We start from the raw sequence: 13,282 nt of genomic DNA, 5'->3' as shown, positions 1-13,282 counted from the left end.
AAAAAGGGTGATTTATTGTATGAACAAAGCTATTACAGGAAACCAAGTAAATTATTCTCTGATGACTATTATTTTATCTTGGTCAGGGATGGTAGTTATGTCTAGTTTATATTTAACAATACCTCTTATTAGTCTTTTCAGTGATTATTTTCATATTTCATTGTCCAAAGCAGGCATCACTTCAAGTATTTTTTCAATTGGATTTGCTACAGGGTGTTTTTTCTATGGAGCTATATCAGAAAAATATGGACGAAAAAATGTGATCGTTATGGGACTTTTTGCATTAAGTATTATAACGTTGCTACTAGGAATGGTTACTGATTTTTCTTTAATTCTACTACTAAGAGGGTTACAGGGACTTGCGGCGGCTACATTTTCACCAGTAGCACTTGCATATACTCTTGAGGTATTTCCAAATGATAAAAAAGTAGGAGCAGTTGGTTTTATAAGCACAGGATTTCTTGTAGCTGGAATTGTAGGTCAGGTATTTAGCGGATATGTTAGTGAACATACTCATTGGCATGTAATATTTTATGTTCTTTCTATAGTATATATTTTTACTGCCTTTCTAGTATCGTGGTTTATACCAAAAGGGGTGGCTCATAACCAAACCAAAAATATATGGGAACCCATGAAAAAGATTGGTACTATTTTCACCAATGGAAATTTAATATTCAGCTATATGATTGCATTCGTTTTATTAATGTCTTTTGTCAGTATGTATATTATCTTGGGTGAGTATCTTACGAGCGCTTCTTTCGGAATGAGTAGTCAGAAACTAATTTACATTCGATCTTTTGGTATTTTAGGAATGATAATGTCACCTTTTGCAGGAAAACTAGCAAAACGATTCAATGTGTTGTTTGTACTTAAAGTTGCCTTGACTCTTTCGATTATCGCACTAATCATGATGAGCGTTATTTCAAACATAATTGGTTTAACCATCATTAGTATCATATTTGTTAGTGGGATTGCTCTTGCTGTCCCTTCATTAGTGACACTTGTTAGTCAATTAGGCTGGAAAATGGGTGGCATTGCAGTCTCTATGTATACGGTTATTTTATTTGCTGGAACAAGTGTTGCGCCCATTATATCTGTTTACTTTATGAAAATTGGTAGCTTTACAGTAGCCTTCATTCTTCTTGCTACAACACTTAGTATCGGATTAGTTTCTGCAATGATGATAAAAATGCAAACTAAGCAAAGTCTAAATTGATTATTGATGGACCATTAGCATCAAATAGAAGAAGACCAGCCAAGCTAATCGATATGCCTTCCGAAAAATATCGATTTTCAATAATGGAGACTTACCTTTATTAACATGACATTTTACTGAAATTCAATATAATAAATAAACCTAAAAACTGGTTAGATAAATCTAACCAGTTTTTTCAAAAAAAGTATAGTCTCGAAATCTAACTTTTAATTGGCACCCAAAGTTCAACTTCAGCATTCATTGAGTTTCCATTTATAAGAACTTCCAGAATTTTCTCGCCGTTAAATTTTGAAACATCGTCTTTATTTGAAAAAAACTCATTTTCAAGTTTATCAAACAAGAGCCTTGAAACCCCATCATGTGTAGCAAGTACTACATAAGATTGTGAAGATATTTCTAAATTTTCATATCCGTCTTTACAATCATCTGATACTACACCTGCAAAGTATTTTATTCCGTTTTCTATGGGAATAATAACTGCATAACCTTTTTTATCAGTTGAGATAGGCATAAGTTCTTTCATCATGCCTTGATCAAACAATTCCTTATAGAATTTTGTTTTTTCTTTTGAGTAATTTTCATCATTTACTCCTTGACCTTGTATCTCAATACTTCTACCAATTAATTTAAATGTTTCTCTGCTTTTGATTTTCATGATCATGAACCTCCTTTGGTTTATGCTATAATCTTATCAAATACAATATGACAACTGTATGTCATATTAATAAAGGGGTTTATGAGGGAGATTTTATGAAAATAGATAGGCATTTAGGAATAATTTCTTACCTAATTGATCATAAAAAAACAACAGCTAAAGAATTGGCTGAAAAATACAATGTAAACATACGAACAATTATGCGAGATATAGATGACCTTACATTGTCTGGATTACCACTGTATTGTGTAAAAGGTAAAAATGGTGGTATATATTTGATGGATTCAGTTGAATTAAATAAACCTCCGATGTCGAAATCGGAGTTGATGTCTATTGAAACAAGTTTAAAAAGTAGGTTACAAGTACTAGATGATAACTCGACGTTTAATGCAATATTAAAGTTAAATAAAATTGGAGAAACTCCAGATTTTGAAATAGACCTCTCTCTTTCGAAAGGAAATACGGAACTAAGAAAACTGGTTTTGGATTTACTTTCAATAATACGAAAAAATGAATTAATTAGTTTTAACTATATAAATTCAAAAGGTGAAGAATCAATAAAGACCACTGAGCCATATAGAGTTGTATATAAAGACAGAAGCTGGTACATGGATGCTTATTGTTATTCCACAGAACAATTCAAAATCTATAAACTTGCAAGAATATCAAACCTTAGTATTGTAGGTACCTTCTCAAAAAGAGAGTATCGACCACTATCTTATAGTGGTGGTGAATGGATGGAGAAAGAGAAAGTACCAGTTACTCTATTAGTAAATAAATTAGTTATTGATAAATTTTTTGAATTACTAGGAAGAGAAAGCATTAAGAATGTAGATGATACGTGGTATTCTGTAATCTATCCTCTTAATGATAATGTATTAGGATATAATACTCTCCTTAGTTATGGTAAATTCGTTGAAGTTGTATCGCCTACTTCATATATTAATAATTTTACGAAATATTTAGATGAGATTAGAAATCTATATAGTAAATAGTTCTGCATGTTAAATAAGATTAAAGGGCTATAGTTTATGTTATTATATCAACTTTTAATTAGGAATATTTACAACAGCAGCCTTTAAACTAGCTATAACAGTCCGTTTACCTTGGAGGTAGACGGGCTTTTTATTGTATGTAGAGATAAAAATACCGCTCGGAAAGCAGAAAGAGAAAATACTTATAAGATCGATAAAGCATAATTCCCTAGTTATTTTCATATTTACTTTTGTCAAAAACATGTAATGTTGTTTCTATTTTTGTTGAAAGTGAACAATGTTATTTAAATGCTCCTATCCTACAATTGCATTAAGGAATACCATAAGAAAATATGAGAAAGTAGAAGTGTTAAAAATGAAAATACCTTGTTTTTTGTGCAAAACGTACAAAGTGAAAACTGAAATTTCATTCACCTCTTCTTATGTGATTTTAACGTGGATCTTTCTATTTTTAAACTATGGTACCTAGTTAATCAACAGACGTATTGTAAAATAATAGGAGGGAATTGATGACATGTTAGTTAAATTATTAGAACCATTAAATGTTTCGGATTCGATCATTGAAAAATTAGCGGAACCAATTAAACAGGGCGGTCATGAATTTGTTTATTACAACGAGAAAACAACGGATTCGGCAGAATTAGCAAGACGTAGTGAAGGTGCAGATGTGATTATGATTGCCAATAATCCATATCCTACAGAAGTCATTGATCAAAATGACAATGTAAAACTAATCAATGTTGCCTTTACAGGTGTTGATCATGTAGGGATCGCTCAAGCTAAAAACCAAGATATTTTGATATGTAATGCAGCTGGATATGCAAATCAAGCAGTTGCGGAATTAACAATTGGTTTAGTATTAGATGTGTATCGTCATATTACTCAGGGGGATAAAGAGATTCGTGGCGTTAATTTCCCAGGAGCATTCCAAGGTCGTGAAATTAAAGGTAAAACTGTTGGTTTGATTGGTACAGGTAAAATTGGCATGATGACGGCTCATTTGTTTAAAGCATTTGGCGCAAAAATAGTGGCTGCAGACCAATCCCGAAGAAATCCGGAAGCTGAGGCTTTAGGAATTGAGTATATGGAATTAGATCATGTATTAACTCAATCTGATATTGTGTCCTTACATATTCCGTTATTACCAAGTACGAAGGGATTAATCTCTAAAGAAAAATTAGAATTAATGAAGGAATCTGCTATTTTAATCAACTGCGCACGAGGTCCGATTGTTGATAATGATGCATTAGCGGATGCATTAAACGAAGGTCGAATTGCCGGAGCTGGTATCGACGTATTTGATATGGAACCGCCTATACCTGGAGACTATAAGCTATTACAAGCTAAAAATGTAATTTTAACACCACACGTAGGTTTCTTAACTGATGAAGCGATGGAATTGCGTGCTAGAATTGCATTCGATAACACAATTGCCTTTTTAGAGGGTAAACCTCAAAATATTATAAAAGGATAATTCCTTGATACTTAACTTACAAATTCGATAAGTTTTTTATCTGTTACACGCTAAATCATTTGGGTTTGGAAATTTGAAACAAGGAGAAAATACAATGACATTAAAAAAAATAGCAAGAGATGATTTGAAAAACCGTATTTTCCATTGGCCAGATATTCAAGAGTTTAGAGATGAAGAAGCGACAAAACATATTTTCTATGAAACACCTAATACTGTTGGAGCTGTCTGGTGTATGCGTCCAGGACAAGATTTGCCCATCCACTCGCACAAGAAGGCGGATGATATTTGGATTGTTATTGAAGGAACAGCAGATTTTTATCCAGAATGTGGTGAAATGGTGCAAATTAAAGCTGGTGATGTTGTTGTTGCACGTCCGGGTGAAAAGCACGGTATGACTAATAATTCTGATAAAGATTTTGTTATGTTAGGAATTGCGGGTCCTACACCAATTGGTTTTATTCCGCATTAATAGTGTAGAGTTAACTTTCACGTCTGTTGGTTAACTAGTTTTCATCGATAAAATAGAGAGATTAACACGATTTATATACTTTTTCAAAACTTGATTTCACAGTAAGCAATGGAATTTTGAACGGCTGCCCAGAAAACAGATCGAATCTGATCTTTTGGCAGCTTTTTTATTATGTTTCTATATTTGCAAGTATAGAAAAATAGGGGTATACAACGATAAAGCAGAAAACCATGTATTAAAAGGGTTTAATCCATTGATACTACATTGATTTCTTACTTAAAGTTTTTTTGGACGTCTTATATGACTTGTCTCAAAAGTCCTTCTTCCGTTTTTGTATTGACTCGTCGAGTACTGATTTTATGATGTTTCGGTTGATTGAAGGAGTATTTATCATCAATAAAAAAGAAATACCCAAAGTCGGAGAACATATATAGGTCCTTAATGCTGCAAAACATATGAGTTCTTTTCCTTCCTAAATTTACCTCTAACGTTCATTCCTCATTAACATTCATCGTACTTCCTAATAAAAAAGGAAAGGTTTATTTAAAATTTGTTTAAAAATACTAAGTTTTAAGGTTTACAAATTCCATTTATGAGGTATTGAATTGTAGGCTTAATATTTTTATATGATCACATAAGAAACCAAAATTTTCACTATTGAGTGCATTTTAATTATTAAATTGTAGTCAAAATTCGTGTGAAAATAAAAATGTCTTAACGGAAATCTAAGACTGAAATTATCATATCGGGGGGATAATGAACATTTTAATTTGTTTTTAGTGTCGGTTATATTTAAAGGAGAGAGGAATGTAATAAAAAAATATTTTCAGTTGTTCTTTATAATGACAAAAGTAAGTGATTAAAGTAAAGTATAAAAGCCATTTTTTCGAGGTTTATCCATCGTTGAAACAATTATTATACGCTGGATAAATCAGTAGATTAGAGTCAAATAGTCTTTTTACAAAAAGAGATAGTTGATTTATTATGGAGGAATTTAAAGAAATGATAACAAAACGACAGTTAACATCTTGGCGCCCTAAAGGTATAATTCAGTGGCTATTAACAGCCCTTTCAGTAGTAATGATACTTATTAATGTCATGGTAATATATCCATTTCCCATTACTTATACAATGAGTATAATTAGCATGATGGGTCTTGTTGGAACACTTGCATTGTACACTCCATGGTTTTTAGTCATTCTGACAGTTTTCAACATAGCGCTATTAATACTTGCTACATGGAAAAAAGCTAGAATCGCTCAATTTATTTTGATTCCACTATTGTTACTAAACATATTTTTAAATGTAGAACCAATTATAAAAATGGAGAACTATGCTAAAAGTGAGAATGTTTCAGTTTCACTTAACACTCATTTTTTTAACAATGCAAAAATATCGTCTACATTTACACAGGATGTTGTATATGAAAAAACTACAGATGGCATAGAGTTAAAGCTTGATGTGTGGCCTGCCCATGCAAGTTCAAAAACTGCACTTAATCCTGCTGTTATAAATGTACATGGTGGTGGCTGGGTTGAAGGTGATAAGAATAGTGCCCCCCATTGGAACCAATATCTTAGTGAGTTAGGATATACTGTTTTTGATGTACAATATCGTATGCCTCCTCATGCAGAATGGAAAGATGAGGTCGGCGATGTGAAATCAGCAATAGGATGGGTAGTGGAACATGCGGATACTTACAAAATTGACCCGACCAAAATAAATTTAATGGGCCAATCCGCAGGAGGGAATCTAGCTATGCTAGCTGCTTATAGTATGGGGAATGAAGAGTTATCAGCTTCAACTAATGTTGCACCGACACCTATTAATTCTGTAATTAATATTTACGGACCGACAGATATGACAAAGTTTTATCAGGGTAGCCCTAGTCCGGACTATGTGCAAAATGTTATGAAAGAATATATAGGGGGCACACCTTCACAATTCCCTGATCGTTTTAAAAAACTTTCTCCTATCAATTATATCGGAGAACACACACCACCTACTATTACGTTTTTAGGAATGGACGATCGTATTGTTCCAATAGAACAAGCTAAAATTTTAGATACAGCACTTTCAAAGAATAACGTTCCTCATGAGCTTTATCTTCTTCCACATGCTGATCATATTTATGATGGAACACCAGGTAATTTGAATACTCAAGTTACTTTCGAAAAGGTCAAGATGTTTCTTGAAAAATATAACAAATAAACATTAAAAACAAATTATTTGATGAGATATGTAAAAAATATGAAAAAAGTAGTTTGATAGAGTTTTTATTTTTCCAAAGCTGATTTCTGGTTAGAAATCAGCTTTTTTCTGCTCAGTATGGCCGCTCTATAGGGTGCACCTCCCATGCCGAGAAGATAGAAGTAGCGGTCAGCCAAGTGTAATGGTGGCAATGAACAACTGATTTTGAAAGCCTCTCTGAAAGATCAAACAAAAATGTATAGTGAGTATTCATTTGTTTAGACGAAATATTAATTATTTTAAGAATTGCCTTTTGTCTAAAATATGCAAAGTAATTTTTATTTTTGTTCAAAGTGGACAATGTTTTTTACCTACTCGTAACCTACAATCAAGTTAAGTAATAACAGTAGTAACTGCAGTAAATACAAAAAAATGGGAGTGTCAACCATGGAACAAACAGTTAAACATGACCCGAATTATTACAAAAAAATCATTTTTGCATTGTGTTTAGGTTGGGTAGTTATTTGGATTTATCGTACAATACTTACGCCAATATATCCACAAATTCAAGAATCGCTTGGTAATATTAGCGATACACAAGTAGGACTTATTGCTTCTATTTATTTCTTTGCCTATACAGGTATGCAAATTCCATCAGGAATACTCGTCGATAAATTTGGACAAAAACGAGTATTAATCCCTGCGTTTATCATTTTTGCATTAGCAGCATTCGTCATTGGATCAAGCACGACAATTACTCAAGTTTATATAGGCGCCTTAATGGCAGGTCTTTCGACTGGTTCATATTATGGTGCAGCGTTCTCCTTATCAGCTAAATATATGCCAAAAGATAAGAAAAGTTTTTCTAATGCGATCATCAACAGTGGTTCGGCATTAGGGATGGTCATTGGTCTAGTAGGCTCATCTGTATTAGTAGGTGGTCTTGAAATTAAATGGAATTTCATGCTGTATATTATAGCAGTCTTAATAGTAGCTGTAACATTTGTGTTTATGTTGTTTGTTAAACAAGACAAAAAAACAGCTACAAATGAAACATCCGAAGATAAGAAAACAACACAAAACACAGTATCTCAAGGCGTAGAATTATTCTCGTCAAAAAAATTAGTTATTTATTTCGTATATTTTGCAACATGTTATGGTTATTACATGATTGTGACGTGGTTACCATCATTCCTTGTCTCAGAAAAAGGATTCGAACAAGGTTCAGTAGGATATGTAGCTGCTTTAGTTGCAGTCACAGCAGTACCTGGTGCATTGATATTTTCTAAGTATATTGATAAAAATGCACATATGCGTCAGAAATTAATTATCTTCTTGTTAATTGGTGCAGCCGTAACAATTAGTTTAACCGTATTTGCACCTAACCCTGCTGTCCTTTATGGAGCACTAATTTTATATGGTTTATTAGGTAAACTTGCCATTGATCCAGTTTTAATCACATATGTAACTGATTCAGTACCTTCCAACAGCATGGCTAAAGCACTAGGTATCTTTAACTTCTTTGGGATGACTTCATCAGTTATCGCGCCAACTCTTACTGGTTATATTGGTGATATCACCGGTTCGAAAGTATTAGCATTCTATATTGCAGCAATACTTCTTGTAGCAGCAACGATTTTATTCTTCATTGTCGTGATGTTGAAAGAGAAGAAAACAATCCATCCCCTAACTAATGAATAAAGTAAAGCTACCTATCAGTGGAGGTTTAATACATCTCCCGCTGATAGGTAGTTTTGTAATTGCTGTCTAAAGGCAGCGGAATTTATCGAGGTCTTACAAGCTAATGCTCTAGATTTATATAAAACATGAATTGTACAACCCCTGCAATCCGAGTTCGATATAACCACTGAATTAGGCAGTAGTAACAAGGAACATATCCTTGTCACTACTGTCTTCTCATTTGAATTACTAGTTAGTTTGTATACAGTATTTTATACATCATTGGTTTGACTTTGTTTTTCGGCTGGATCACCAACCGCAGCATGGATAAATTTTTGAATAATTCTCTAGGTGTTAGTTTGAAACAAAGATGCACAGTTTATAAGAAAGTCTTTGCGTAGGAAGAATACGATGGAAACTAGAAATATTATCTGAAAGAGAGAAGTTAATTACTTTTTGTAGTGTTACTTTTTTCAATTATTGAACTTGGACTTATATAAAAGTCGGTGTTATTTTGACAATGAAGGCTGTGAATAGGACAATTTTTCATGTTTAAGTGATTTACAAGGTGGCTGGATAAGAAAGTGGATATTATTATGAATAGAACGAACAAGAGCGATTCTTCATTATCTAAAGATTCTTTTTTTTATTAGGTTAAAGTAGTATCTTGAAATTTTAAAGAGCAAATAAAAAATGTAAACAGTTTTTTAGCAAAAACGGAACAGCATCTCATTTTACAAATTGTTATAATGAATTCGCCATACAGAAGAAGGTAGGTTGGTACATTGAATTATAATGATGACATTAAGCGTAGTATTACATATATTGAAAAGCACATTAGGGAAGAACTTACCGCAAATGAGATTGCAGAACATATCGGTTATTCTGTTTTCCACTTTTGCAGAGTTTTCAGTTTGTATCAAGGAACACCTCTTATGGATTATGTTCGTAAAAAAAGATTAATTCAAGCTAGAGAAGAACTTCTATTAAACAGAAAAATCATTGACATTGCTTTTGATTATGGTTTTAAAACAGCAAGCGGATTTTCCAAAGCGTTTCGGAAAGAATTTGGTTACAGTCCGACGGTTTATATTACTAGAAACAATAGCTTGAGCAAAAGCAAAAATATGTTAAAAATCGAAAGTTATAACATGAATCCTACCTTTACTAAAAAATCTGCTTTTAAGGTTGCAGGTTATGGAATCAAAACCAATCTTTCGAATGGATATACGAAAGATATAGCTGCATATTGGGATACTTATACTGGTGAAAATTTAGAGAGCAAAATGTATGAACAATTGAATCCACCAAAGCATGGCGAAGTTGGGATTTGTGTATCTTCATCTGATGAAAGTAATGTCAAATATTTGTTCGGCGTTATTGTTGATGATTATTCAAATATAACATCGGATATGATGACAATTGATGTTCCAAAAGCGGAATATGCAGTTTTCACAACTCCTCCTGTTGACAATGTTGCAACAGCAGCAACATACAATGCAGACCCATTATCAGAAGTTGTAAAGGCAACATGGAAATACATTTTTGAAGAATGGTTTCAAGACAGTGAATATGTTTTTGACGAAGCAAAAGTAGACTTTGAATTTTACGATGAACGTTGTCATGGTTTAGAAAATGCAGTAATGGAAATTTATGTACCAATTAAAAAGAAATAATAAAAATTGAGGTGCGGAAGTTTTAAAAATTCAATTAAAATTTTTCGCATATAATATCGGAGGAAATGGAATGTTTAGTTATTATGGTGCATTAAGTACGGAAGTATATGATTTTACCAAACCAGTGGGGTATTCAATTGACGGTGATATTGAATATTATCTTGAAAGATTAAAAGGGACTAAAGGGAAGATACTTGAAGCTGCTGTCGGATCAGGCCGATTCCTAATTCCTTTAATTGAAAATGGATTTATTGTTGATGGCATTGACTATTCAACAGAAATGTTAAATTCTTGTCGAAAACGATGCAAAGAAAGAGGCTTAACTCCGAAACTATATGAAGGTAACTTACGTAGTTTTTCTTTGGAATCAAAATATGAAGCTGTCGTTATACCTACAGGCTCCTTTTGCTTGATTGACAATTTAATGGATGCTAAAGATGCTCTGAAATGCTTTTATAATCATCTAATGCCAGGAGGACGTATAATAGTTGATTTGGAATTACCAAGCAATTGGCGTACAGGAGAAATTACTACTGAAACCTTTCCTCTTTCTAACGAAGAAGGCATTTCATTAGAAAGCAAATCAATTGAAATCAACTGGGTCGACCAATATACCTTATCTTATTTAAAATACGAGAAATGGAGAAAAGGTAAGCTGGTAAGCACAGAATTACAGAAGTTTGCAATGAGATGGTACGGAATCGAAGAATTCAAACTTATATTAGAAAACGTTGGTTTTTCTGATATTACTTGTTCTGCCGATTATACTTACAAAAAGCAACCATCAAAAGATAGCCAACTCATTACATTTGAAGCTGTACGAAAATAATATAATCGCACACTTATGAAATTGGATATTTCCAAAAGAACTGAACGTTATTTTTCGCTCAGTTCATTTATTTAAAAAGACTTTTAAACCTGCTAATAGTTTATGATGAATTACACTTAAACTAACGGCGGTGAAGAGGAGCTCCTATATTTTCATGCTCATAATTGAGGTGGGGAAGCAAGTGTAGCGGTAAAATAGGAAAAAAATCCCGCTATAAAGCATCCATAACAGCTTTTTAGCGGGATTTTTTAGGTTAAAAATTTACTTTTTCTGATGCAAATAATGCTAATCGTAAATCCAGTGAAATGTCAGGTGCTTCGATAGGTTGACCTAATATCTCTTCACATTTTTTAATCCGATATTTAACCGTATTCCGATGAATAAATATATCCTCTGAAGTTTTTGTAAGATCACAATGGTTCGCCAAATAAATTTTCAATGTATGTTTTAGTTCTTTTTCCTTCGTCGTTTTCGGATAGGCTAATGAACCTAGCGTATATGTGATAAACGGCTTTAATTTATTGGCTGGAATGAGTTGTAATAATTCTTCCACACTTTTAGATTTATAGAGTTCTATAAATTCTATTTTCCCACTTTCAGACTTATGATCAAAAGCTTCATTCGCTTCGAAATAAGAGAGTGGTAACTGTGAGAATTCAGTGACTTCATTCCCAATACCGAAAGAAAGGGTACTATTAAAAAGTTTTTGATACTCTTTTTGGATATATTTGCAGTAATCTAAATAATGTTGATGTTTCGTTTGTAAGAGTATCGTAAACCGATGATTCCCTGGAGACATATAGACACTGATAGAAGGATCAATGTCCGTCAACTTATGTGTGAGCCATTCAAAGGTCATCTGATAGCGTTCATTCAAATAAATATTATTTTCCACATCTCTTTCTTGATCAATTGCACAAACGATCACTTGATAGAAATTAGATGGTTGGATAAGATGCTTTTTTAAAAACTCAGGGTGCTGCTTGACTGAAATAAGATTATCAGGATGTTCAGACATTAAAGTTTCGAAAAATCGATTTACATCTTGTTGTTCCGCTTCTTTGATTTTACTATTTTTATAGATGGCAAGACTGAGTGTATTGACAGCTTGTTCTATGGCAAGCAAACTAAATGGATACGTAAGCGTATTGACATTTGAGACCATCAAATAATATGGAAAATATTTAAATGCTGGAACCTCAAATATAATATGTTCTTCTTGGAAAGATGCTTTATTATTAGGTGAAATTTGATTGGAATTAACACATCTTTTGAAGTAACTAAGATTTTTTTGAACTTGCTCTGAGTGTTCGTGGAAGTGATGGCTCATCGATTTAATTTGATGGAAAGGATTTAAGAGCATCACCGGGACTCTGAGGAGTCTGCTCATACGTTCAATCATCATTTCCAAGCTCAAACCTCTCATAAGCATTGTATTTAATTCTTGTTGGATATCTAATGCGAAATATAATTTTTCAGTTTCTTCATCCAATATATAGGATGATATATGGTGTGTAATGGATCCAAGATTCCAACTATCAGGGATTCTGATAATGGGGAATTTTAACTCATTCGCATATTCTAATACTTCCTCGTCGATCTTTTCTAAAAAGCGCGATAACTTAACGCCTATGCCGGCAACTTGTATATCATTTAATTCTCGTATGAGATCTATTAATCCGGATTGGTCGTCTTGATAACACATACCCGTCGTGACGATAAATGAATGTGGTGCTGTGAAATTTTTAATGTCAGGCGTTTCCGTAATATCAACCATTTCTACTTCTCTTTCTAAATCGCCCTCATCATTTAACAATATTAAATCAGAAAATTGTTGGACAGACATAATTTCTTTTAATGTTGTCACAAGAATCATCTCCTCTACCTTTGTTAGAAAAAGCCAAAATATTATTTAAATATGTAAGATGCTACAAGGATAAGCTATCTCTCTGATTGTATACTATTTTTGAAGGTTATTATACGTATAATCCTTTATTTCGAAATAGTAAAGGAGATTCATATGCTTGAACTAGGTCAAAATATTCTATGTAATGCTTTGTTTTTGAAAAGCGGGTTACAACAAGGATAGCATGCTAAA

General features: G+C 32.9%; 10 protein-coding genes. 8 read left to right on the top strand and 2 right to left on the bottom strand.

The features are described 5' to 3' along the window. The first annotated feature begins 19 nt into the window (after positions 1-19). Complete coding sequence (locus B1B04_RS12910; RefSeq protein WP_079561861.1) at positions 20-1,216, top strand: MFS transporter; 1,197 nt, start codon at positions 20-22, stop codon at positions 1,214-1,216. Positions 1,217-1,415: 199 nt separating this feature from the next. Here B1B04_RS12910 and B1B04_RS12905 read toward each other — a convergent pair whose 3' ends face one another. Beyond that, on the bottom strand, positions 1,416-1,871 hold the full coding sequence (locus B1B04_RS12905) for an effector binding domain-containing protein (RefSeq protein WP_240518291.1): 456 nt from the start codon (positions 1,869-1,871) through the stop codon (positions 1,416-1,418). A gap of 95 nt (positions 1,872-1,966) precedes the next feature. Here B1B04_RS12905 and B1B04_RS12900 point away from each other — a divergent pair, with 95 nt between their 5' ends. From B1B04_RS12900 to B1B04_RS12870, 7 genes are all read left to right on the top strand, one after another. Next, positions 1,967-2,866 carry a helix-turn-helix transcriptional regulator gene (locus B1B04_RS12900; RefSeq protein WP_079561859.1) on the top strand — a complete coding sequence of 300 codons (900 nt, stop codon included), beginning with the start codon at positions 1,967-1,969 and terminating at the stop codon, positions 2,864-2,866. Positions 2,867-3,380: 514 nt separating this feature from the next. After that, entirely contained in the window at positions 3,381-4,340 is a 960-nt protein-coding gene (locus tag B1B04_RS12895) for a 2-hydroxyacid dehydrogenase (protein ID WP_079561858.1), read from the top strand. Between the two features lie 94 nt (positions 4,341-4,434). Continuing rightward, a complete protein-coding gene (locus B1B04_RS12890) occupies positions 4,435-4,809 on the top strand; it encodes a cupin domain-containing protein (RefSeq protein ID WP_079561857.1) in 375 nt (124 codons plus the stop codon). Between the two features lie 1,002 nt (positions 4,810-5,811). Further along, positions 5,812-7,020, top strand: coding sequence for an alpha/beta hydrolase (locus B1B04_RS12885; RefSeq protein ID WP_079561856.1), 1,209 nt, complete (start codon positions 5,812-5,814; stop codon positions 7,018-7,020). A 426-nt stretch (positions 7,021-7,446) separates the two neighbouring features. After that, positions 7,447-8,700, top strand: a complete 1,254-nt coding sequence (locus B1B04_RS12880; RefSeq protein WP_079561855.1) for an MFS transporter — start codon at positions 7,447-7,449, stop codon at positions 8,698-8,700. Between the two features lie 764 nt (positions 8,701-9,464). Beyond that, the gene (locus B1B04_RS12875) at positions 9,465-10,355 is read left to right on the top strand and encodes an AraC family transcriptional regulator (RefSeq protein ID WP_079561854.1); all 891 of its coding nucleotides are present in this window, start codon (positions 9,465-9,467) and stop codon (positions 10,353-10,355) included. Positions 10,356-10,425: 70 nt separating this feature from the next. After that, positions 10,426-11,184: a class I SAM-dependent methyltransferase gene (locus B1B04_RS12870; protein WP_079561853.1), complete on the top strand. Its 759-nt coding sequence runs from the start codon at positions 10,426-10,428 to the stop codon at positions 11,182-11,184. 253 nt (positions 11,185-11,437) lie between these two features. Here B1B04_RS12870 and B1B04_RS12865 read toward each other — a convergent pair whose 3' ends face one another. Next, the gene (locus B1B04_RS12865; RefSeq protein ID WP_079561852.1) at positions 11,438-13,051 is read right to left on the bottom strand and encodes a PucR family transcriptional regulator; all 1,614 of its coding nucleotides are present in this window, start codon (positions 13,049-13,051) and stop codon (positions 11,438-11,440) included. Between the last annotated feature and the right edge of the window lie 231 nt (positions 13,052-13,282).

The sequence above is a fragment of the Lysinibacillus sp. KCTC 33748 genome (assembly GCF_002237755.1).
GTDB lineage: Bacteria > Bacillota > Bacilli > Bacillales_A > Planococcaceae > Lysinibacillus.
Note: the sequence above shows the minus strand (reverse complement) of the source record. Positions and strands in the feature narration are given on the sequence as shown.

Bases quoted from the DNA above. Each gene is read 5' to 3' on its own strand.
- B1B04_RS12900 (WP_079561859.1), top strand. From the start codon at position 1,967: ATGAAAATAGATAGGCATTTAGGAATAATTTCTTACCTAATTGATCAT.
- B1B04_RS12890 (WP_079561857.1), top strand. From the start codon at position 4,435: ATGACATTAAAAAAAATAGCAAGAGATGATTTGAAAAACCGTATTTTC.
- B1B04_RS12910 (WP_079561861.1), top strand. From the start codon at position 20: ATGAACAAAGCTATTACAGGAAACCAAGTAAATTATTCTCTGATGACT.
- B1B04_RS12870 (WP_079561853.1), top strand. From the start codon at position 10,426: ATGTTTAGTTATTATGGTGCATTAAGTACGGAAGTATATGATTTTACC.
- B1B04_RS12885 (WP_079561856.1), top strand. From the start codon at position 5,812: ATGATAACAAAACGACAGTTAACATCTTGGCGCCCTAAAGGTATAATT.
- B1B04_RS12905 (WP_240518291.1), bottom strand. From the start codon at position 1,871: ATGAAAATCAAAAGCAGAGAAACATTTAAATTAATTGGTAGAAGTATT.
- B1B04_RS12895 (WP_079561858.1), top strand. From the start codon at position 3,381: ATGTTAGTTAAATTATTAGAACCATTAAATGTTTCGGATTCGATCATT.
- B1B04_RS12880 (WP_079561855.1), top strand. From the start codon at position 7,447: ATGGAACAAACAGTTAAACATGACCCGAATTATTACAAAAAAATCATT.